This is a genomic window from Streptomyces sp. cg40 (assembly GCF_050320165.1).
GTDB lineage: Bacteria > Actinomycetota > Actinomycetes > Streptomycetales > Streptomycetaceae > Streptomyces > Streptomyces hokutonensis.
The window spans coordinates 5,829,622-5,850,256 of sequence record NZ_CP190128.1 but is presented as its reverse complement, the minus strand read 5'-3'; the positions used below and the strand labels follow the sequence as shown (position 1 = coordinate 5,850,256).

The following is a 20,635-nucleotide window of genomic DNA, read 5'->3' as shown; positions in this document are numbered from 1 at the left end:
CGGGCTACTTCAGCCCGGCCGCGTCGCACGCCGTCTTGTACTTGGCGGTGCAGATGTCGGAGATCTTGTAGATCCCGTCCGCGACCACCGTCGACTTGATGTTGTCCTTCGTCAGCGCGACCACGGACACCAGCTGCGCGGGGATCTTCTTGTTGGTGGGGCTGTCCACCGAGTCGCGGGTGAGGGCGTCGAACTCGATGTCCCTGCCCTGCACCTCGGCGACGGCGATCTTCGCAGCGGCCTCGGCCAGGTCGGGGTAGGGCTTGTAGACGCTCATGTACTGCTCGCCGGTCACGATCCGCTGCACGGCGGTGAGTTCGGCGTCCTGGCCGGTGACGGGCGGCATCTTCGTCACGCCCGCCGCCTTCAGGGCGTCGATGATGCCGCCGGCCATCGCGTCGTTGGCGGAGTACACCGCGGCGATGTTGTCCTTGCCGAGCTTGTCGATCGCCTTGGTCATCTCCGACTTGGCGATGTCCGGGTCCCAGGCCTTGGTGTCGTAGCTCGCGGCGACCGTCACCTTGCCCTGGAGTTCGGACAGCGCCCCCGCCTTGAACACCCCGGCGTTGGGGTCGGTCGGCGAGCCGTTGATCATGACGACCTTGTCGGAGGTGTCGACGTTGCTGCCGAGCGCCTCGACCAGGGAGCGGCCCTGCACCTCGCCGACGAGTTCGCCGTCGAAGGAGACGTACGCGTCGATCGGGCCCTCGGCCAGGCGGTCGTAGGCGATGACCGGGATGCCGGCGGCCTTGGCCTTCTTCACCATGGGCAGGATGAGGTGCGAGTCGACGGAGTCGAGGATGATGATGTCGACCTTCTGGTCGATCATCTTCTGCATCTGCTTGTCCTGGACGCTCGCGACACCGCCGGCGTTCTGGTACTCGGCCTTGCCCTTCTTGTCGGTGAGTTCGCTGACCGTCGACTTGATGATCGGGAAGTCGAACTCCGCGTACCGCGTGTTCGTCTTCTCCGGCATCAGGACGCCCACCGTGATGTCGTTGCCCTTGGCCGGGGTGGCGTCCGAGCTGCTCCCCGACGAGGAGAGCACGCCACAGGCGGCCAGGGGCAGGGCCAGCGAGGACGCGGCCACGGATATGGCGATACGACGCATTGGTGAGCTCACTTCTGGTGCCGTCCGGACGTGGGCGCAGCATTGCAACCCAGGTGACTGAAAAGCCAACGCGGCTGCGGCCACCGGCGTCAAGCGGAACTACTTAACGAGATGGCAACACCACGTTCCGTTTGGTATGTGGAGACGTTGCGGAATCCCATCCAAACGCTCTTTACCGACCCTCCACTCAACGGGAGTTCATGAGTGGGCAAAGATCGCACAACCGGCAAGGGGCCCGGAGGCGGGTGAGCCTCCGGGCCCCTGCACGGTTTGTCGGTGCGTCAGTCCGAGGACTGCCGCTTCGGCCGCCACACCACCAGCGCGCTGGTCTGCTGGACCTCCTGGTACGGGACCAGGTCCCGGCGGTAGGAGGCGTGCACGGCGGCCTCGCGCTGCTGGATCGCCGCCGCCGCTCCGTCGACCGCCGCCTGGAGTTCGGCGACGCGCTGCTGGAGCGCCACGACCTGGTTCTCCAGCTCGATGATGCGCTTGATGCCGGCCAGGTTGATGCCCTCGGTCTGCGACAACTGCTGGACGGTGCGCAGCAGTTCGATGTCGCGGGCCGAGTAGCGCCGGCCGCGCCCGGCCGTGCGGTCCGGGGAGACCAGGCCGAGGCGGTCGTACTGGCGCAGCGTCTGCGGGTGCAGACCGGAGAGCTGGGCCGCCACCGAGATGACGTAGACCGGGGTCTCCTCGGTCAGCTCGTACGGGTTGCGTCGACGGCCGTCCATCTCTGTCATGCTCCCTTCGCGGCCTGGAACAGCTCCGCCCGCGGGTCCTCGCCCGCGGTGGCCTCTCTGTACGCCTCAAGCGCGTCACGAGCATTCCCCGTGACGTCCTTCGGGACACTCACCTCGACGGTCACGAGAAGGTCTCCCCGGGTGCCGTCCTTGCGGAAGGCGCCCTTGCCGCGGGCCCGCATGGTGCGGCCGTTGGGCGTGCCCGGCGGCAGCTTCAGCGTCACCGGGGGTCCGCCCAGGGTGGGCACCCTGACCTCGCCGCCGAGTGCCGCCTCGGCGAACGTCACCGGGACCGTCACCGTGAGGTTGTCGTCCTTGCGGCCGAACACCGGGTGGGCGTCGACGTGCACCATGACGTACAAGTCGCCCGCGGGACCGCCCCGTTCGCCCGGCGCTCCCTTGCCGCGCAGCCGGATGCGCTGGCCGTCGGTGACCCCCGCGGGGATCCGGACCTGCATGGTCCGCGAGGACTTGGCGCGCCCGCTGCCCTTGCACTCGGCGCACGGGTGCTCGGCGATCAGGCCCCGGCCCTTGCAGTCCGGGCACGGGTCCGTGAGCGAGAAGCCGCCGCCGGAGCCGCGCGCGACCTGGCCGGTGCCGACGCAGGTCGGGCACACGCGCGGTGTGCCGTTCTTGTCGCCGGTGCCCGAACAGGCCTTGCAGGGCTGCTGCGAGGACATCCGCAGCGGGACCGTGGCCCCTTCGATGGCCTCCGTGAAGCTGAGCGTGACCTCGGACTCGATGTCCTGGCCGCGCCTGGGCTGGGTCCGGGTCGTGCCCGCGCCGCCCCGGTTGAACAAGCCGCCGAACACGTCCCCGATCCCGCCGCCGAATCCGCCGGCACCCCCGGCGCCGCCGCCCTGTGCGCCGCCTCCGAAGAGGTCGCCCAGGTCGAAGTTGAAGTTCCCGGCGCCCGCGCCGCCCGGCCCCGGGCGGAAGCCGCCGTTGCCGAACAGCGCGCGGGCGTCGTCGTACTCCTTGCGCTTCTTGGGGTCACCGAGGATGTCGTTGGCCTCGGAGATCTCCTTGAAGCGCTCCTCGGCCTTGGCGTTGCCCTTGTTGGCGTCCGGGTGGAACTCGCGGGCGAGCTTGCGGTACGCCTTCTTGATCTCGGCCTCGGTGGCGTCCTTGGGCACGCCGAGGACCTTGTAGTAGTCCTTCTCGATGAAGTCCTTGGTACTCATCCTCGACGTCCCTCCTTCCGCCCGGTGTCTGCCCGCCCGGTGTGTGCGTCAGCCCTCCTCAGGGCCGTTGTCCTTCTCGTCGCCGGCCTCGGACTCGTCCTCGGCCTTGACCGCCTGCGCACCGGGCTGCGGTTCGGCCACGGCCACCCGCGCGGGGCGGATGGTGCGCTCGCCGATGCGATACCCGGGCTGGAGGATCGCCACGCAGGTCGTCTCGGTGACGTCCGGCGCGTACGAGTGCATCAGGGCCTCGTGGATCGTCGGGTCGAAGGGCTCGCCCTCCTTGCCGAACTGCTGCAGTCCCATCTTCGCGGCGACGGTCTCCAGTGACTCCGCCACGGACTTGAAACCGCCGACGAGTTCCCCGTGTTCCCGCGCGCGGCCGATGTCGTCGAGGGTGGGCATCAGCTCGGTCAGGAGGTTCGCGACGGCGATCTCCTTGACCGTGATGCGGTCCCGCTCGACCCGGCGGCGGTAGTTCTGGAACTCGGCCTGGAGCCGCTGGAGGTCCGCCGTGCGCTCTTCGAGCGCCTTGCGCACCTGGTCCAGCTGGGCCGTCAGACCGGCGATCTGTGCACTTGATGCGTCCCCGGCCGGGGCCGCCCCCTCTCCCGGAGAGGAGGAGGCGGCGGCCTGCGGCTCGGCGTCGTCGGGGGTGGCGCCGGAGGGGACGTCGGGCTTCTCTTCGAAGCCCGGGGTCTCCTCCGTCACGCGGCACCGTCCTTGCGCTCGTCGTCCACGATCTCGGCGTCCACCACGTCGTCGTCCGCCTTGGGCGCCTCGGCACCCGGGGCGTCGCCGCCCGCGGCCTGGGCGGCCTGGGCGTCGGCGTACATGGCCTGGCCGACCTTCTGCGAGACCGCGGCGACCTTCTCGGTGGCGGTGCGGATCTCGGCGGTGTCCTCGCCCTTGAGCGCGGCCTTCAGCTCCTCGACGGCGGCCTCGACCTCGGTCTTGACCTCGCCGGGGACCTTGTCCTCGTTGTCCTTGAGGAACTTCTCCGTCTGGTAGACGAGCTGCTCGCCCTGGTTGCGGGACTCGGCGGCCTCGCGGCGGCGGTGGTCCTCGTCCGCGTACTGCTCGGCCTCCTGGCGCATGCGGTCGACCTCGTCCTTCGGCAGCGAGGAGCCGCCGGTGACGGTCATCTTCTGCTCCTTGCCCGTGCCGAGGTCCTTCGCGGTCACGTGCATGATGCCGTTGGCGTCGATGTCGAAGGAGACCTCGATCTGCGGGACACCGCGCGGGGCCGGCGGCAGACCGGTCAGCTCGAACATCCCGAGCTTCTTGTTGTACGCCGCGATCTCGCGCTCGCCCTGGTAGACCTGGATCTGCACGGAGGGCTGGTTGTCCTCGGCGGTGGTGAAGATCTCGGACCGCTTGGTCGGGATCGTCGTGTTCCGCTCGATCAGCTTGGTCATGATGCCGCCCTTGGTCTCGATACCGAGGGACAGCGGGGTCACGTCGAGGAGCAGGACGTCCTTGACCTCGCCCTTGAGGACACCGGCCTGGAGGGACGCGCCGATGGCGACGACCTCGTCCGGGTTGACGCCCTTGTTGGCGTCCTTGCCGCCGGTCAGCTCGCGCACCAGCTCGGCGACGGCGGGCATACGGGTGGAGCCACCGACGAGGACGACGTGGTCGATCTCGTTGATGGAGATGCCGGCGTCCTTGATGACGTTGTGGAACGGCGTCTTGCAGCGCTCCAGCAGGTCGGCCGTCAGCTGCTGGAACTGGGCGCGGGTGAGCTTCTCGTCCAGGTGCAGCGGGCCCTCGGCGGAGGCCGTGATGTAGGGCAGGTTGATCGAGGTCTCGGTGGAGGAGGACAGCTCGATCTTGGCCTTCTCGGCGGCCTCGCGCAGACGCTGGAGGGCCATCTTGTCCTTGCCCAGGTCCACGCCGTGGCCGGCGGCGAACTGCTTCACGAGGTAGTCGACGACCCGCTGGTCCCAGTCGTCACCACCGAGGTGGTTGTCGCCGTTGGTGGCCTTCACCTCGACGACGCCGTCACCGATCTCCAGGAGGGACACGTCGAAGGTGCCGCCGCCGAGGTCGAAGACGAGGATCGTCTGGTCGTCCTTGTCGAGCCCGTACGCCAGCGCGGCGGCCGTCGGCTCGTTCACGATGCGCAGGACGTTCAGGCCCGCGATCTCGCCGGCCTCCTTCGTCGCCTGGCGCTCGGAGTCGTTGAAGTAGGCCGGGACGGTGATGACCGCGTCCGTGACCTTCTCGCCCAGGTAGGCCTCGGCGTCGCGCTTCAGCTTCTGCAGGATGAAGGCGCTCATCTGCTGCGGGTTGAAGTGCTTCCCGTCGAGCTCGATCTTCCAGTCCGTGCCCATGTGGCGCTTCACGGAGCGGATGGTGCGGTCCACGTTCGTGACCGCTTGGCGCTTGGCGACCTCGCCGACGAGCACTTCGCCGTTCTTGGCGAAGGCGACGACGGACGGCGTGGTCCTGGCGCCCTCTGCGTTGGTGATGACGGTGGGCTCGCCGCCTTCAAGAACGCTGACGACGGAGTTAGTCGTGCCCAGGTCGATGCCGACCGCACGTGCCATGGTTGATTCCTCCAGCAATGACTTGAGTGGAACGGACTCAAGTGTGCACCACACTCATCGCTGGGTCAACAGAGCTGAGTCGAGCAGGCTCAACTCTTATCCGTTCCTTACACGCAACTGGGCCCTGACCTGCGTGGACACGGCCCGCCGCACCCCGTAGACAGAGACTTTAAGCAGCCCGAACACGACGACCAGGGCCCCGCCCGCCACCCACATCACGGCGGACTCACCCGCCCACCCGTTGTGCACGAGCACTCCGACGAGCACCCCGGAGAACCCCCCGATCCCGAGGAGCACCACCGCCCCCTGCGGAGTGAGCCCCAGCCTCCGCAGCCGGTGGGCGAGATGGTCCGGGCCGCCCCGCAGCAGCGCCCGCCCGGCCAGCCGCCGCGACAGCAGCACCAGGACGGCGTCGGCGCTCGCGAGCGCGGTGAGCGCGAACAGCACGCCCGCACTGGACGCGAGATCGTGCCCGGCCCGCGCGGTCACGGCCGCCGAGGCGAGCACGAAGCCCGTGAACAGCGACCCGCAGGCGCCGAGCGCGATCCGCGCGGGATGCCAGTTGTGCATCAGGAACCCGGTGAGCGCGGCGGCCAGCACACTCAGCAACACCGCGAGCCCGTCCATCACTTCCATCGCGGCACAGGCCCCCACCCCGAAGGCGGTGACCACCCCCACGGTCCCGGCCAGCCCGTCGGCGTGATCGAGCCCCTTGAAGGCAGCCGCGACGAACACGATCCAGGCCGCCGCCAGCACCCCGCCGGCCACCCCGAGTTCCCCGTACGGCACGACACAGGCCGCCGCCACCGCCGTACCGAGCACCAGGACCCGCGTCTTCAGCCGCCACACGTCGGCGACGAGCCCGAGCGCGGCGACGGCGGACCCGGCGACCAGCAGGCCGCCGACGTCGTCGCCCAGCGGCGCGACGCCGGTCCAGTCGCACCCCCAGGTGACCGCCGCGACGGCGATCACGACGGCCAGCCCCCCGAGCAGCGGCACCGGGCGCGTGCGCCGCCGCCGGTCGACGATCCGGGCACGCAGAGCGGGCACCCGGAGCAGCGCGGCGAGGAGGGCGGAGAGGAGCAGGGCGGTCGTGGCGGCGAGAATCCCGTAGAGCACGGTTCCAAATTAGACGCAAATGTACCAATTCAGTACGAATAACACGATCGGACCGTCACAGGTTTTTAAGGCGACCCTCAGCGACATAGATCACCGCACGGCTGGCTACAGTGCGACAGAGAATGGGGGTAATCTCGGTCGGACCGATTAAGTTACCGCTTAGTAATGTTCTGGGTTCGGTAATGACCCCTCGCAGGCCCGAGGAGCCCTGAAATGCAACTCGCCGCGATCATCGTGTCGCTGGTTCTGATCGTGGTCGGTGTGGCGCTGTTCGCCCGTGCCGTCCTCCAGATCTACACCTTCATGCGACTCGGCCAGAACGTGCCCGCGGGCACCCGCACCGACGAGCCGGTCCAGCGCACCGTCACCGTGGCCAAGGAGTTCCTCGGCCACACCCGGATGAACCGCTGGGGCGTCGTCGGGGTCGCGCACTGGTTCGTGGCGGTGGGCTTCTTCTCGCTGCTGCTGACGATCGTCAACGCCGTCGGCCAGCTGTTCAAGGCCGACTGGCTACTGCCGGTCATCGGCGAATGGGCGCCGTACAACGTCTTCGTCGAGTTCATCGGCACGATGACGGTGCTCGGCATCGCGACGCTGATCGTGATCCGCCAGCTGAGCAAGCCGAACCGGCCGGGCCGCAAATCCCGCTTCGCCGGCTCCAACTTCGGCCAGGCGTACTTCGTCGAGGCCGTCATCCTCATCGTCGGCGTCTGCATCTTCATGCTGCACGCGCTCGAAGGCGCCCAGCACCACGTGGACGCGTACGAGGCGTCGTTCTTCATCTCGTACCCCGTGGTGTCCGGCCTTCGGCACCTGGACGTCTCCACCCTCCAGAACCTCACGTACTTCTTCGCCGGCCTGAAGATCGCGACCTCCTTCATCTGGATGATCACGGTCGCCCTGAAGACCGACATGGGCGTCGCCTGGCACCGCTTCCTGGCCTTCCCGAACATCTGGTTCAAGCGCAACGCCGACGGCGGTACGTCCCTGGGCGCCCTGCTCCCGATGACCTCGGGCGGCAAGCCGATCGACTTCACCGACCCGGGCGACGACGACGTCTTCGGCGTCTCCCAGGTAGAGCAGTTCTCCTGGAAGGGCCTGCTGGACTTCTCCACCTGCACCGAGTGCGGCCGCTGCCAGTCGCAGTGCCCCGCCTGGAACACCGGCAAGCCGCTCTCCCCCAAGCTCCTGATCATGTCGCTGCGGGACCACGCCCACGCCAAGGCGCCCTACCTGCTCGCGGGCGGCGGCAAGTCCATGGAGGGCGAGGAGAAGGCGACGGAGGAGCAGCTGGCCGGCGTACCGGCGGCGGCCCTGGCTGAGGCCGAACGCCCGCTCATCGGCACGCTCGAGGACAACGGCGTCATCGACCCGGACGTCCTGTGGTCCTGCACCACCTGCGGCGCCTGCGTCGAGCAGTGCCCCGTCGACATCGAGCATGTCGACCACATCGTCGACATGCGCCGCTACCAGGTGATGATCGAGTCCGCGTTCCCGTCCGAGGCCGGGACGATGCTCAAGAACCTGGAGAAGAAGGGCAACCCCTGGGGCCTGGCCAAGAAGCAGCGCCTGGAGTGGCTCAAGGAGGTCGAGTTCGAGGTCCCGGTCGTCGGCCAGGACATCGAGGACCTCACCGAGGTCGAGTACCTGTACTGGGTCGGCTGCGCCGGCGCCCTGGAGGACCGCGCCAAGAAGACCACGAAGGCCTTCGCGGAACTCCTCCACATCGCGGGCGTCAAGTTCGCGATCATGGGCGGCGACGAGAAGTGCACCGGCGACTCCGCGCGCCGCCTCGGCAACGAGCCCCTGTTCCAGGAGCTCGGCATGGAGAACGTCATGGCACTGAACATGGCGTTCGGCGAGGAACTGGACGACGACGGCAAGGTGGTGCCGGAGTCGGCGAAGCCCCGCGCCGCGAAGAAGATCGTCGCGACCTGCCCGCACTGCCTCAACACCATCGGCAACGAGTACCCGCAGCTCGGCGGCGACTACGAGGTCGTCCACCACACCCAGCTGCTCCAACACCTGGTGGACGAGGGCAAGTTGATCCCGGTGACGCCGGTGGAAGGTCTGATCACCTACCACGACCCGTGCTACCTGGGCCGCCACAACAAGATCTACACGCCCCCGCGCGAGATCATCGCCAGCGTCCCCGGCCTCCGCAACGAGGAGATGCACCGCCACAAGGAACGCGGCTTCTGCTGCGGCGCGGGCGGCGCCCGCATGTGGATGGAAGAGCGCATCGGCAAGCGCATCAACAACGAGCGCGTCGACGAGGCCCTCTCCCTGAACCCGGACATCGTGTCCACGGCCTGCCCCTTCTGCCTCGTCATGCTGACCGACTCGGTCAACGGCAAGAAGAACGACGGCAAGGCCAAGGAATCCATCCAGGTCGTCGACGTGGCCCAGCTCCTCCTCGACTCGGTCAAGAAGCCGGCCGACGACGAGCCCCCCGCGGGCACCGCGGAACCGGAGAACGCCCCGGAGCCCCAGCCGGTCAAGTAACAACCAGCAGGTCCGCTACGACGACGCCCCGCACCCTCGCCGGAGGGTGCGGGGCGTCGTCGTTCCCGTCTAGTCGTCCCCGATGGTCCCCACTGAGGTGAAGACGTACACGAGGAGAGCGAGGATGAACCCAGCCCCGGCGAACAACTCCTCCGGCAGGCCGGCCTCGTCCCCCAGAAGGAGCGGCCGCCAGCCCAGGAACACGGCCACGACCAGCGCGGCACGCACCGTCTGGACCCCGGGCGACCAGGCCAGCCCCTGAAGAGCCCCCGGCCCGGCCGTGAAGGTGAACACGGCGGCCAGTACGCACCCGACGACCATGACAAGCACAAAGGCGACGAGGGCGTCCCTGCCGTCCGCCCCGCCCGAGAAGGCACTCCAGCGTCCCCCTGCAAGCGCGCGCAGATCCTTGCGCTCATGCACGTATCCGCCCAACTGCGCCGCCGACGGAGCCCACAGCACCGTGACCTCGGCACCGGCGCGGGGCTTGTCGTACGTATAGGCCCCCTTCACGACGAGCCGCTCGGGCCCGCCGGGCACGGCGACCACCAACCGCGCCGAATACCCCCGTACGACATCCTCGCTCAAGTCTTCCCGCACCCCACCCGGCCGCTCCGCAACGGTCGCGGTACTCACCCGGGCACCGGCGTCCCGCAGGGCGTCGACCCGGTCGTCACCGCTGCCGGTGTCCAACAGCCCGACGAACAGCGCGCCGGAGGCGAAACTCACGAGAAGCCACACGGCGCCGGTACGACCCCTGACCCAGCCCCGGGAATCAAAATCGATCCCGAGCACGTCACCCAAGGGCGGCCGACGACCGGGCACTTCGGACCCCGGCCGACCGTGAGCCGCCCAACTCCCGCCGTGATCCGCCTTGTTGAGGGAAACACCACCCCCGGCCCCCACAACCCGCCGCACCCCCCACAACGCCCCCACCCGGACCACGGCACACCCCGCGGCAACGGCTCCCCACGCCAACACCCCGTTCCACGGCCGCGATACGGCTCCCACCCCGAGCAGCCACGTACAGGCGACCGCGACGGCGACCCACCCCACCAGCCCGCACAGCCGCACGGTCCACACCAGCACAGCCCGCACAAACCCCACCCCCCCCCGGCTCCCCCATGGTGTAGCGCGCTACACCATGCATTCGGGAGAACGGTCCCTCGTGACGGCGAGCGCGCGACGGAATCGTAGAGGACAGAGATCAGGCCCCGAAGATCCCTCCGCTCCTCCCTCTTCCCCCGAAGGAAATCCCGTGAAATCGCTGCTCGCCACCGTGAAGTCGTTCATCGCCAACCTGCTGCTGTGGTCGTTCTTCATCGGCGGCCTCGCCGCGAGCACGGCCTCCGGCGCCGTACTCGACGGCACGGCGAAGACCGCGGCCACTTTCGCCGGTATCGCCGTCTCGTTGCTGACGGGTTCGCGTATCGCGAAGAAGCCGAAGATCAAGGCGTTCCTGTCGAAGACGTCGACGCTGTGGTTCCTGTTCCTGTTCAACGGCGGTGTGGCCGTGGCCAGTTACTTCGCCATGGACGGCGCCAAGGGCATCGCGACGGCGGCCGGAATGGGCCTGGTCTCCCTGGGCGCGGCAGGCGGCCTGATCTCCAACCTCCGTAAGGGCCCGGCCCCGGCGTCCCCCCGGACCCCGACGGACGAGCCCTGGGCCTGAGCCTGACGGCCCGATCCGCAGTCCCTCACCGACCCCGCCCCGAAAGGCCTCCCATGACCGCGCATCGCCCCCGTGTACGCCGTGCGGCAACGATGGTCACCCTCGTTGCCACCGCGACCCTCACCGCCGGACTCCTCACGGCCTGCGACCCCACCGACACCTCCAACTCCCTGGACTGCCTGGGGAACTGGAACACGATCTCCGACAGCCTCAAGGCAATCCACGAGGCCGGCGTGGACGCGGCGAAGGACCCGACCCGCACCGACGAATCCATCACGACGATCGACAAGAACCTCGACAAGATCAACGCGGACTCGGACGACAGCAAGGTCAACAAAGCGGTCGACGACCTGGACCAAGCGATCTCCGACTACAACAAGTCGATCCTGAACGGGGACACGAACCCCGACTCCAGCAAGATCGACGCGGCAGCGGACGAGCTCAAGGATGTCTGTACGTCGTAGAGGCGAGGTGGGGCGACGGGTGATCGTCCTGGCGATCGGTACGGCGCAGAAGGGGCCCTGAGTCCCTCCTGCGCCGCAAGATCGCCGACGACGCCTGGGCTCGCATGCTGATCGGCGCGACACTCATGACCGTGCGATTGACAGAGCTGGTGGCCTCGGATCGCCGCTGGGCCTAGTACTCCAGCTGTATATAACAATCATGCTTTGCTTGCGGCTTGACGGCTGTAGTGGCTGGCCCGGGAACGGGCTTGGTGACGACGCCGCCAGTGGGACCACCGTAGCCAGTGCCCGGCCTCGTGGACGGGCCGGACGACGAGGGCGATGAAGAGCCGCTGGATTTCGTTGCAGGTCAACGGGATCAGGTCGTTGGGGCCTGGGCGGAGACGGTGCTCGTGGGCGCGGACGACGGCCAGGAAGGCGTGGGCGAGCATGGCGAGATTGGCCCAGTGGGACCATGACGTGTAGCGGCGGAGCTGGTGCTCGTCCAGTCCGGCCAGACCTTTTCCGGACTTGAACGTCTCCTCGACTCGCCACCGGGGTCCCGCGACCTGCACCAGAGCTGCCAGGGGTACCAGCCCGGGTGAGAAGCAGCGGTAGTAGGCGAGTTCGCCGCTGGTGCGGTTGCGGCGGATCAGCAGGTGGCGGTGACCTGGCGCGGTGCTGGGCAGATCGATGTGGGCCCAATTGTAGAAGCGGTGTCCCTTGGCTCCGGCTCCGACGGACAGCTTCTGCCAGGCCCACTTGGGGAGCTTCTTGGCCAAGGTGTCCGCTCTGAACTTGCCCGCCCTGGTGGTGACCTCGTGGGTGCGGGCCACTGCGAGCACGTATCCCGCGGCCCGGTCCTCCAGGGCGGCGCACAGTGTGGAGTTGCCGCCGTAGACCTTGTCGCCGGCCACCCAGGGGGCGTGGTGGCCGGAGTCCAGGAAGCGGGTGATCATGCAGGTGGCCAGTTCGGGCTTGGTGGCGAACGTGGTGTCCGGGGCGAGCCCGGCGGTCCGGCAGCGGTCGGGATGGTCGGTCCACGAGCGCGGGATGTAAAGCTCGCGGTCCAGTGCGGCATGTCCTCGCTGACCTGCCTAGGTAAGGTAGACGGCGACCTGGGCGTTTTCGATTCGCCCCGCGGTACCGGTGTAATGGCGCTGGATGCCGACGGTGTGGCTGCCCTTCTTCACGTCGCCGGTCTCGTCGACCACGAGCACCGCCTGGGCGTCGTGCAGGTGCTCTACCACGTAGTCGCGCAGGTCGTCGCGGACCGCTTCGGCGTCCCACTTGGCGCGGCTCAGCAGGTGCTGCATGGCGTCGGGAGTGGCCTCGCCGACCCATTCGGCGATGGTCCAGCAGTTCTTCCGGGGCAGGTCTGCGAGCAGTCCCAGGACCAGGTGGCGTATTCGGCGTCGGGGTTCGACCCGGGCGAACCTGCCCGCGATGCGGTCCATCAGGCCCTCGAACGCTTCTTGCCAGCGGGCAGCGTCTACGCTGTGACCTGCGGCCACCGCGTGATCGTTTGTCTTCACACACTGATGATCAACGGTGGCCGCACGTGCCAGCGCCAGCAGGGTGGACGGCTCGTCGAAGGAGACGCAGTGCTGGAATTGCTGGGCTTCTACGACGAACTCGATACCCGCTCCGGCCAGCCGAACGGATCGATCCGCGACGCTGTCCGGTCCGTCGGCGAGCCGGATGAGGCAGACCTGGTGGCCTACCTGGACGCCGGTCACGTCCTGATCGACGTTATGGAAGGGGGCCACGACGTCATCACCGGCAGCGTCCACCGACTCTCTTCGGGATGCTCGTCACTGGTGACTGATGGCACGTGGTTGTGGCGCCAGGACTTCCCGCACTACCTGGAAACCCACCACGTCTCGCTGCCCCAGACGTTCCTCGAACACGTCCGCAGTCTGAACCACCAGATGCCCGCCATCGCCGTCGCGCAGTTCGCCCCGCACTACGACGAGACCATGCCCCTGGTCGGTTGGGCCTCGGCCGTCCCGTGGCGATCGACGGCGACCACGCTCCTACCTGAACCACGAACAGCGAACAGCAAGGTCCAGTTCGACGCGGCGATGCTGGCCCAGGACCGGAGCCGGCCGCAAGGCAGCTGGGGCAAGCGACGTAAGCCACGGAAAGCGTAGGCACCAGCAGCTCAAGAACGATCTACAGCTGGAGTACTAGGTCGGCAGGCGCCCCCAGATACCTGTGGGAAGTTCCGGTACCTAAGTGCTGTCCCGTAAATGATCTTTGACGTGCTGGATGACCTGGCGTTTCTCCGCTACCCGGCCAGGGTGAGGTTGTGCAGGCGGGCGATGCCGAGCATGGCGTGGTGGACGCCGTCGCCCTTGAGGCGGCAGTCGCGGAGGATCTTCCAAGTCTTCATGCGGGCGAAAGCGTGCTCGACGCGGGCGCGGACTTTGCGGTGGGAGGCGTTGTGTTCCTCTTTCCAGTCAGGGAGTTCAGCCTGGCCGGGTTCGCGGCGATGCGGGATAACCAGGCCGGTGCCGCGGTAGCCGCCGTCCGCGATGACCGTCGTCTTGCCGACGGCGTCCTTGCGGAACCGTTTGCGTTGCTGGAGGGCGAGCGCAGGTCCGAGGTGGTCGATGATGCGGTCGGCGGCCGACTTCGACACCTCGAACAGCGGGGCCAGTTGGCGCAGCGTCAGGTTGGTCCGCCAGTAGGCGGCGACCAGAAGCACCCGGTCCTCCAGCGGCAGGCTCCACGGCCGGCCCTTGCGCACCGGGTCCGCACCCTCGCGCCGCAGCGCGGTGATCAGCTTCCCGAACTGACGCGGGCTCAGCCCGGTGAACGGGACTATCCAGGACGACTCCGACGCCGTGATCACACCAGCCACAGCGAGATCATTTCAGTTGCCGTCGCCCTTCCCTCAGACCGATCCTGTGGGCTCGGTCAACGAGGAGGACACGTGGGGCTCGTTCTGTTCCCAGGAGACGACAACACCAGCAGCCCGGACGTGTCCTGGTCCTACACCGGCTTTGGAGTGTTCCGGCGGTGGCTGGCGCAGGCCGAGGGGTTCGAACTAAACGAGATGGACGGCTTCGGTGGACAGCGCTCCTGGAAAGACGCCTCCACCACCCTGGCACCACTCCTCAATCATCCCGACGACGACGGCCCGGACCTCACGCCGGTCCAGTGCGCGGCGATCCTGCCCCGCCTTCAGGAAATCGCCGACCAACCTCAAGAGGGAAGCATGGACCCGCTCCTCCAGCGGCACCTCGACGACGCCGGCCAGTTCGTGGTCGTCCTGCAGCTCTGCATCGAGAAGGACGTCGACCTCCTCTTCGGCTGACGTCGGCCAGCACCGACGGCTCACTGTGACCAGCAGTTACGGGACAACTCTTAAAGCGCGTTGCAGAAGGCCGTGATCTGGGCATTTCCCTTGTATGCGTGGGGTGTTGAGGACTGAGCCGCTGTGGGTGGAGACGTTCACGGGGCTGCAGATGACGCAGTTCGAGCGGTTGCTGAAGGTGGTGCGGGAGCGGGGTGGCGATGGGCCGCGGATCGGACGGCCGTGGTGTCTGCCGCTTGCCGACCGGGTGCTGGTAGTAGCGGTCTACTACCGCACGAACCTCACCATGCGGCAGCTCGCGCCGCTGTTCGGGGTCTCTCCGGCGACGGTGTGCAGGGTCATCCAGCGGCTGGGCCCCCTCCTCGCGATCGCGCCGGTCTCGCGTCCCGTCGATGCCACGGACCGGTTGTGGATCGTCGATGGCACGCTGGTCCCGGTCCGCGACCGCACGGTCGGCGCCTCCAGCCGCAACTACCGGTTCTCCGCGAACGTGCAGGTCATCATCGACGCCAACACCCGCCTGGTCGTGGCCACCGCCCGTCCCGCCCCGGGCAACAAGGCCGACGCCCAGGTCTGGCGCGGCTCCGGCCTGCCACAGCAGTGTCAGGGTGTCACCGTGCTCGGCGACGGCGCCTACATCAACACCGGCCTGGTCGTCCCGCACCGCAAACGCCCCGGACGGCCCCTGCTCGCGGGCGAGGAAGCCGACAACAAGGAGCATCGCCGGGTCCGCGCGCGGGTCGAGCACGCGATCGGCCGCCTGAAGCAGTACAAGATCCTTCGTGACTGCCGACAGCACGGCGACGGCCTCCACCACGCAGTCCAGGCCGTCGCCCACATGCACAACCTCGCCCTGACCGCGTGATCAACACAGCAGCAGGCGGGCCCTGACCTGCAATCTCACGGCCTTTTGCAACGCGCTTTAGAACGCCTCTCGGGAGTCAGAGTTGAGCCTTCCGGCTCGCCGCCCCGAGTTGTATGTGTCACGAACCACCTTGGCGATTCCCTCTACCACAGTGCCTCCCGTGACTTCCTTGAAGCCACGTCCCTTACTGAGGAGGTGGGCTGGCCCGCCGGCAATCTTGGAGAGCTTGCGTACCAACCCATCCAAGTCGAGAAAAGGGAAATTGTGCAGCACGGACGCCACGCCCAGGAGTACGTAGCTGTTCGCCGCCGCGGGGGTGTTCCCCCAGGACTCGGTCACCACTTTCAAGGTGCGCCCGAGAAGCTGGCCCTTCTCAGTGGACTTTCCGTAGATCTTCCGAAGAGCTGCAACCGCGATGATTGCGTTACCGGCACCGGAATCGGAGATGATCCATCCGTAATCTCGCGCCATTCGGGTGATTTCCAGAGCCTCCACATGGCCTGCACTGACCTCGGCCACGAACTTATACAAGGGCTGCACGCGCCGATTGTCGTTCAGTCCAAGAAACAGCTCCGCTTCCTGCTCCTTCGTAAGACCGCGAAAAACTTTCATCCCGATCTTGACATCCGCATGGTCCGCGGCGAGACACAAAGCTCCTCGATGCTGTCCATCGAGCCAGATATATGTACCGTCCGGGCGTGCGGATACTTGGGGCACTCCAAGACGTCCCAAGTCGAAACCCTCCCTCAGCTTTCGTGTCACCCAGGTTTTGTCCACCGGGCGCGTGTTCACGTCTCGGTCGGTCGTCACTTGGCTGGGCACAAGGAATTCGATCTCGACGGTGTACTCGGGTTGGCTACTCATTGCGCATCTTCTCCATCTTCTTCACATATGTGTGAGACATTCGACGAGCGTCCTTGAGCGCCTTGAGCAGGTATTCGTAGTGCTCAGAGGTTGCCAGATCGTCCGTGACGACGTCGGACACCCCTTCGAGGGTTCCAATTACCACATCAGCCGTGCGGATATAGTCGTAATCTCTCCTGGGCTGGCGATTCATTGGAACTCGATGGCCTGCGCCATCGACGGCAGCCGGACTGTCGTCCCTCGCTGCAGGCTTAGTACCGAGATAAGGAAAACAAGATTCCAGGGTGTCCGGACAGATTCCCTGCAACAGCAGTTGATGCAACTTTGCGACGACTGAAGTGAGCGGATAATCAAGGGTAGAACTCTCAACGGCTTCCACCATGAGCTGGAGAGACTTCTGCGCTTTACCCGCCATGCCCGACGGGGAAGTTTCCTCTTTTTCCGCCTTGCGGAGAGTTGAACGTAACACCTTGTAGACCTTGGGCGGCAGCCTCAGGGCGGCAGCAGTCGACAAATCCCGACGAAAGCTATTTTCCGCTCCCGCTGGTGCCGGAAGGCGATGCAAAGCGAAAGCAGCTGCCACTTTTTCAGGGACAGACATGGGGAGCGAGAAAATAGGGTCGAGGTTTTCAAGATGCCGCTGCAGTTCGCGCGCACCTTCTTCGATGTCCGCAGGAAAAACTGCGTCTACAAATTTCATGTGCGCTTGTTTGCACGCCTGGAGCCGCCTCGCTCCACTCAGCAGGGTATGATCCTTCTCGGCGATCAGCAGAGGTTCCCGGAGGCCAGAGGCCCGAATAGATGCGGCCAGACCGTCAAGGTTTTGGAGCCTTTCGACCGAATCCGAGGTAGGCTCAATTTCGGATAGTCTGATTTTTGCGTACTCCAACTCTTTACCCTCTCAGGCTAGTCGCGTCCACCCTTCTGCGTCGGGTTCGCGAAGTAACGCGAGACTAAGTGCAGGTCCTGACGAATGTAAAAGCCATCACTCTATTTGATTAATTATCCTATTGTGGGAAATCATGAATTAGGTGGCAGTCGACAAGACACCCAAGGCCGCAGGACCCGGACATGGACAACTGCTTGGACAAGCAGGTCGCCCTGTTCCCTCAACCGGCCACTGGCTCGTGGGCTTACTCATTCGTCCTCGTCAACGCGCTGACCCAGCGGTCCGGAAGGCCATCGGCATCACCGTCGAGGACTGCATCGGCCGGCTCGCCTTCCTGCGCTCCCTGATCACCCTCGATATGTCCGGCGCCCAGCCTGGTGGACGCAGCCGGTGCGGTCATGACCAGAAGTCGACCCAGCCATGGGCGTCCATGCTGCTGGTCGTACCGCGCAATCCGCGGCGTCCGGACCGTAGGCGTCTGGACGACAGTCCCAAGGTGCTGTGCGGGACTCTGTTCGGGCAGTACACCGGGATCCGCCGGGAGTCCCCGCCCCATGAACTGGGCTTCGGCCTGTGAATGACCTCCTGAATGTCTCCAGCGCAGCGGTCGACTTCAGCCATATGCACGCGGTCAACGGTCGTCCTCATGCATCAGGACATAGCCGGACAGCAGGTACTGCATGATCATCGTCACCCAACTGATTCCGCTGATCAGAAGGTGCTGACCTACTGGACTGACCGTCAGGGGAGGTCGCGGGCGGCCAGCCAGACAATGAGGTCGCTTGCGATCCGGTTGATGGTGGCGTCGGTGTCGACCTGGTGTCCACGGCGGGTGGTGTCGCGGCGGACGATCTCGTAGTCGCCTTCGTCGATGACAGCGACGGACGCGAACCAGGCAGGGTCGTCCTGGTCGGACTGAACGACGACGAACATGTTGTCCGCGTCGTTGAGTTCGCTGATCAATTCGAAGAGGGCGTCTTCGGACGGGTCCTCAATGTGGTCGCCGTTCTCACTGTCTGCGCGGTAGTACTTGGCAGCCGCTGGACGACCCTCCACGGTGCGCTGTCTGTTTGGGTGTCAGCATGGCACGGCCCTGTTGACCGTCGGCGGGTACAGCCACTGCTGGATCGCCGCGATCTGAACCATCGCCCCGAAGCGGACGGCAAGTTCGTCGCTTTGGGTGGCACCGGCCCGGTGCTGTTTTGCGGCGGCTGATCCCGCGCTCGCCCATGCGGCGAGCGATGTCGTCCTGGCGGTCGAAGGCCGGCGGACGGCTCCCGCACAGCCGCAGCGCCTACGGTCGACCGACTCGGGGATGGTGTGCCTGATCCCGTGTCGGCGCAGCTAGAAACGGTTGGCTCGCTCGGGAGGAATACGCCTTGCAGCCCCGCACCCGTAAAGGACGCAGCTGGGGACGCCAGCACCTCGCCCTGCCCGGGTGTGTGACGCTGGGTTATAGAAGGAGCGATCGCGGCGGGGCACTGGTTGCGCCACTCGCGCATCCCATGGGAGGTCCGCGACGACATCCACTACGCGCTCGTCACCCTCAGCTGTGCTGCCATCTGCCGACGCCGATCGCACACCGCACTGTGTCGGAAGCAAGGGCACGTGATCACCCCAGCGGATGGCCTGCTCGATGTGTCACGCGCATGCGTAACGGTCAGGCCCATGCGGCCTCACATTCCGGGATCTCAGTACGTCGACCTCGCAGCCCGGTGCGAACGGGTCGAAGCCGTGCCCGCTCAGCCAGCGCACCACCAGCAGGCTCCGCACCGACCACCACGCGCGGATCACGTCGAGGTCGACGTCGGCGCCGTAGCCGACGAGGAGGTCGCCGAGGCGCTCCTCGTGTCCGAGGGTGAAGGTGGCGAGGTCGTACAGGGGATCGCCCCGGCCCGCCTCCGACCAGTCGATGATGCCGGTGACCTCGTCGCGGTCGACGAAGACGTGCGCGATCTGTAGGTCGCCGTGCGTGAACGCCGGGGTCCACGGCCGCAGCGCGGCCTCCGCGACCTGCCGGTTGCGGGCGACCAGGTCGGCGGGCAGGAGGCCGTCCGTCACGAGGGACTCGCATTCGGTGTCGAGTTCCGCCGCCAGCGCGTCGATGTTCCGCCCGGCCCCGCCGGTCCGGGGCGGCAGGGGCGCGTCGTGCAGCTTGCGGATGGCGGCGCCCGCCGCGGCCCATGCCGCCGGTGACCCGGTCGCCGGTCCGCCCAGGAGCCCGAGCGTCGTCCCCGGGAGCGCGGCGAGCGCGAGCACGTGCGGCCTGCGCCACAGGACCTGCGGGGTCGGGACCGGCGCGAGGGACAACGCCTCGACCTCGGCGTCGATGCGCCCCTGGTCGCCGTCCACCTTCAGGAACACGTCACCGACGCGCAGCGTCGCACGCTCGGAATGGGCGACGAGTATCCCGGGGACGATCGCTGACATTGCTGGGTATATCGCCGCCGATGACGCGGCAGACTGCGTCCCGATAGCCGGCGTCCTCGTGCACCACACAGACCTTTGACGGTGGCTGATCTTGTCCCACAACCCACAAGAGCACCTGAGCAAGGAGAAAGGGGATCTGATGCCGCACCGACGCGCCAGGGGCCGATATCTTCCCGACCCGACCGAGCGGCAGTCGATACACCACTCCTGCGGACGCGACCTGCGGTAATTGAGCTGAAGGCGATGGTGGATCAGCACATCAGTGTCGAGCAAGGAAGTTCTGCACCCTCATCCGTGTGGCGAGACCATGGCGGGCCGGGAAGCCCGCACCTGTACGGCGAGGCAAACCTGAACGGACACCGACGGCGACCTGAGGCCGCACGCCCACGGCACATAGATACTCAGCGCTGCTCGCCAGAAGTCGCCCACCTCGAGCAGAGCAAATCGATGCGAGAAGTTGCGGCATCTTCGGATCAGGATCTACCACTTCACAGATCGCGCGAGTTTAATCGACTGACATTCTTAACGACTTCGGTCGACTGATCGAAGCCGCTCCCAATGGTGGGTATTTAATGGCGATCCAAAGGCGCGCTGAATTTATTTACCCCGGGGATGTATCCTTGGCTTACTCGGAGTCCCCCGCAGTGGTTTGGCATCCGAGATGAGCGGCGTCACACGCTGCTCTGGCTAGTCAACATGAGGAAGGCCCCGCGCTCCCTGTCGTAAGAGATGGCGCGGGGCCAAGGCTTGGACTAGCTGGCAGGTCCGGTTGCTATGCAGGCGACCGGACCTGCCGACCTGCGATTATCCGAAGATACGCAGTAGGTAGTACGCCACTTGCATGATGCGTACCGCTACCGTGCTCATCTGGGAAAGCCGCTCGAGCGTCGTCCGCGCCGGCTCGTTCCTCCATCGATCGAAGATCTTGCCGGTCATTCT

19 protein-coding genes and 1 pseudogene are annotated in these 20,635 nt (G+C 66.7%); 7 read left to right on the top strand and 13 right to left on the bottom strand.

Features of this window, described 5'->3' with window-relative positions:
* Window positions 1–4: 4 nt before the first annotated feature.
* The 6 genes from ACQHII_RS26120 to ACQHII_RS26095 form a co-directional block, all read right to left on the bottom strand.
* Window positions 5–1,111 carry a sugar ABC transporter substrate-binding protein gene (locus tag ACQHII_RS26120; RefSeq protein WP_427921598.1) on the bottom strand — a complete coding sequence of 369 codons (1,107 nt, stop codon included), beginning with the start codon at window positions 1,109–1,111 and terminating at the stop codon, window positions 5–7.
* Between the two features lie 281 nt (window positions 1,112–1,392).
* Entirely contained in the window at window positions 1,393–1,842 is a 450-nt protein-coding gene (locus ACQHII_RS26115) for a heat shock protein transcriptional repressor HspR (protein ID WP_019070405.1), read from the bottom strand.
* A gap of 5 nt (window positions 1,843–1,847) precedes the next feature.
* Entirely contained in the window at window positions 1,848–3,035 is a 1,188-nt protein-coding gene (gene dnaJ / locus ACQHII_RS26110; RefSeq protein WP_381245411.1) for a molecular chaperone DnaJ, read from the bottom strand.
* 48 nt (window positions 3,036–3,083) lie between these two features.
* Complete coding sequence (gene grpE / locus ACQHII_RS26105; protein WP_427921597.1) at window positions 3,084–3,746, bottom strand: nucleotide exchange factor GrpE; 663 nt, start codon at window positions 3,744–3,746, stop codon at window positions 3,084–3,086.
* Window positions 3,743–5,587 carry a molecular chaperone DnaK gene (gene dnaK, locus ACQHII_RS26100; RefSeq protein WP_403645127.1) on the bottom strand — a complete coding sequence of 615 codons (1,845 nt, stop codon included), beginning with the start codon at window positions 5,585–5,587 and terminating at the stop codon, window positions 3,743–3,745. The genes grpE and dnaK overlap by 4 nt, the downstream gene beginning before the upstream one ends.
* Window positions 5,588–5,683: 96 nt before the next feature.
* Window positions 5,684–6,706 (bottom strand): MraY family glycosyltransferase, encoded by a 1,023-nt coding sequence (locus ACQHII_RS26095; RefSeq protein ID WP_427921596.1) that lies wholly within the window; start codon window positions 6,704–6,706, stop codon window positions 5,684–5,686.
* Between the two features lie 213 nt (window positions 6,707–6,919).
* Between ACQHII_RS26095 and ACQHII_RS26090 the strand changes: the two genes are divergently transcribed.
* A complete protein-coding gene (locus tag ACQHII_RS26090) occupies window positions 6,920–9,211 on the top strand; it encodes a (Fe-S)-binding protein (protein WP_427921595.1) in 2,292 nt (763 codons plus the stop codon).
* Between the two features lie 69 nt (window positions 9,212–9,280).
* On the opposite strand, the gene ACQHII_RS26085 is transcribed toward ACQHII_RS26090, so the two are convergent.
* The gene (locus ACQHII_RS26085) at window positions 9,281–9,940 is read right to left on the bottom strand and encodes a hypothetical protein (RefSeq protein ID WP_427921594.1); all 660 of its coding nucleotides are present in this window, start codon (window positions 9,938–9,940) and stop codon (window positions 9,281–9,283) included.
* Window positions 9,941–10,469: 529 nt separating this feature from the next.
* On the opposite strand from ACQHII_RS26085, the gene ACQHII_RS26080 reads away from it, so the two are divergent.
* Complete coding sequence (locus ACQHII_RS26080) at window positions 10,470–10,883, top strand: hypothetical protein (RefSeq protein WP_427921593.1); 414 nt, start codon at window positions 10,470–10,472, stop codon at window positions 10,881–10,883.
* A gap of 92 nt (window positions 10,884–10,975) precedes the next feature.
* Entirely contained in the window at window positions 10,976–11,347 is a 372-nt protein-coding gene (locus ACQHII_RS26075) for a hypothetical protein (protein WP_427921592.1), read from the top strand.
* A 197-nt stretch (window positions 11,348–11,544) separates the two neighbouring features.
* On the opposite strand, the pseudogene ACQHII_RS26070 reads toward ACQHII_RS26075, so the two are convergent.
* Window positions 11,545–12,783: pseudogene (locus ACQHII_RS26070) on the bottom strand (IS701 family transposase).
* 147 nt (window positions 12,784–12,930) lie between these two features.
* Between ACQHII_RS26070 and ACQHII_RS26065 the strand changes: the two are divergent.
* Window positions 12,931–13,479 carry a hypothetical protein gene (locus ACQHII_RS26065; RefSeq protein WP_427921591.1) on the top strand — a complete coding sequence of 183 codons (549 nt, stop codon included), beginning with the start codon at window positions 12,931–12,933 and terminating at the stop codon, window positions 13,477–13,479.
* 137 nt (window positions 13,480–13,616) lie between these two features.
* Here ACQHII_RS26065 and ACQHII_RS26060 read toward each other — a convergent pair whose 3' ends face one another.
* On the bottom strand, window positions 13,617–14,192 hold the full coding sequence (locus ACQHII_RS26060; protein WP_427921590.1) for a transposase family protein: 576 nt from the start codon (window positions 14,190–14,192) through the stop codon (window positions 13,617–13,619).
* A 72-nt stretch (window positions 14,193–14,264) separates the two neighbouring features.
* Between ACQHII_RS26060 and ACQHII_RS26055 the strand changes: the two genes are divergently transcribed.
* Both ACQHII_RS26055 and ACQHII_RS26050 read left to right on the top strand, forming a co-directional pair.
* The gene (locus ACQHII_RS26055; protein WP_427921589.1) at window positions 14,265–14,648 is read left to right on the top strand and encodes a hypothetical protein; all 384 of its coding nucleotides are present in this window, start codon (window positions 14,265–14,267) and stop codon (window positions 14,646–14,648) included.
* Window positions 14,649–14,742: 94 nt separating this feature from the next.
* Window positions 14,743–15,513, top strand: a complete 771-nt coding sequence (locus ACQHII_RS26050; protein WP_427921588.1) for a transposase family protein — start codon at window positions 14,743–14,745, stop codon at window positions 15,511–15,513.
* Between the two features lie 57 nt (window positions 15,514–15,570).
* Here ACQHII_RS26050 and ACQHII_RS26045 read toward each other — a convergent pair whose 3' ends face one another.
* Both ACQHII_RS26045 and ACQHII_RS26040 read right to left on the bottom strand, forming a co-directional pair.
* Complete coding sequence (locus tag ACQHII_RS26045) at window positions 15,571–16,377, bottom strand: DUF6551 family protein (RefSeq protein WP_427921587.1); 807 nt, start codon at window positions 16,375–16,377, stop codon at window positions 15,571–15,573.
* Entirely contained in the window at window positions 16,370–17,266 is an 897-nt protein-coding gene (locus ACQHII_RS26040) for a ParB/RepB/Spo0J family partition protein (protein WP_427921586.1), read from the bottom strand. Before ACQHII_RS26040 ends, ACQHII_RS26045 begins: the two co-directional genes overlap by 8 nt.
* Before the next feature lie 238 nt (window positions 17,267–17,504).
* Here ACQHII_RS26040 and ACQHII_RS26035 point away from each other — a divergent pair, with 238 nt between their 5' ends.
* On the top strand, window positions 17,505–17,843 hold the full coding sequence (locus tag ACQHII_RS26035; protein ID WP_427921585.1) for a hypothetical protein: 339 nt from the start codon (window positions 17,505–17,507) through the stop codon (window positions 17,841–17,843).
* A gap of 164 nt (window positions 17,844–18,007) precedes the next feature.
* Here the strand turns inward: ACQHII_RS26035 and ACQHII_RS26030 are convergent, their stop codons facing one another.
* Window positions 18,008–18,322, bottom strand: a complete 315-nt coding sequence (locus ACQHII_RS26030) for a hypothetical protein (protein WP_427921584.1) — start codon at window positions 18,320–18,322, stop codon at window positions 18,008–18,010.
* A gap of 585 nt (window positions 18,323–18,907) precedes the next feature.
* Window positions 18,908–19,696: a phosphotransferase family protein gene (locus tag ACQHII_RS26025; RefSeq protein WP_427921583.1), complete on the bottom strand. Its 789-nt coding sequence runs from the start codon at window positions 19,694–19,696 to the stop codon at window positions 18,908–18,910.
* Window positions 19,697–20,635 lie beyond the last annotated feature (939 nt).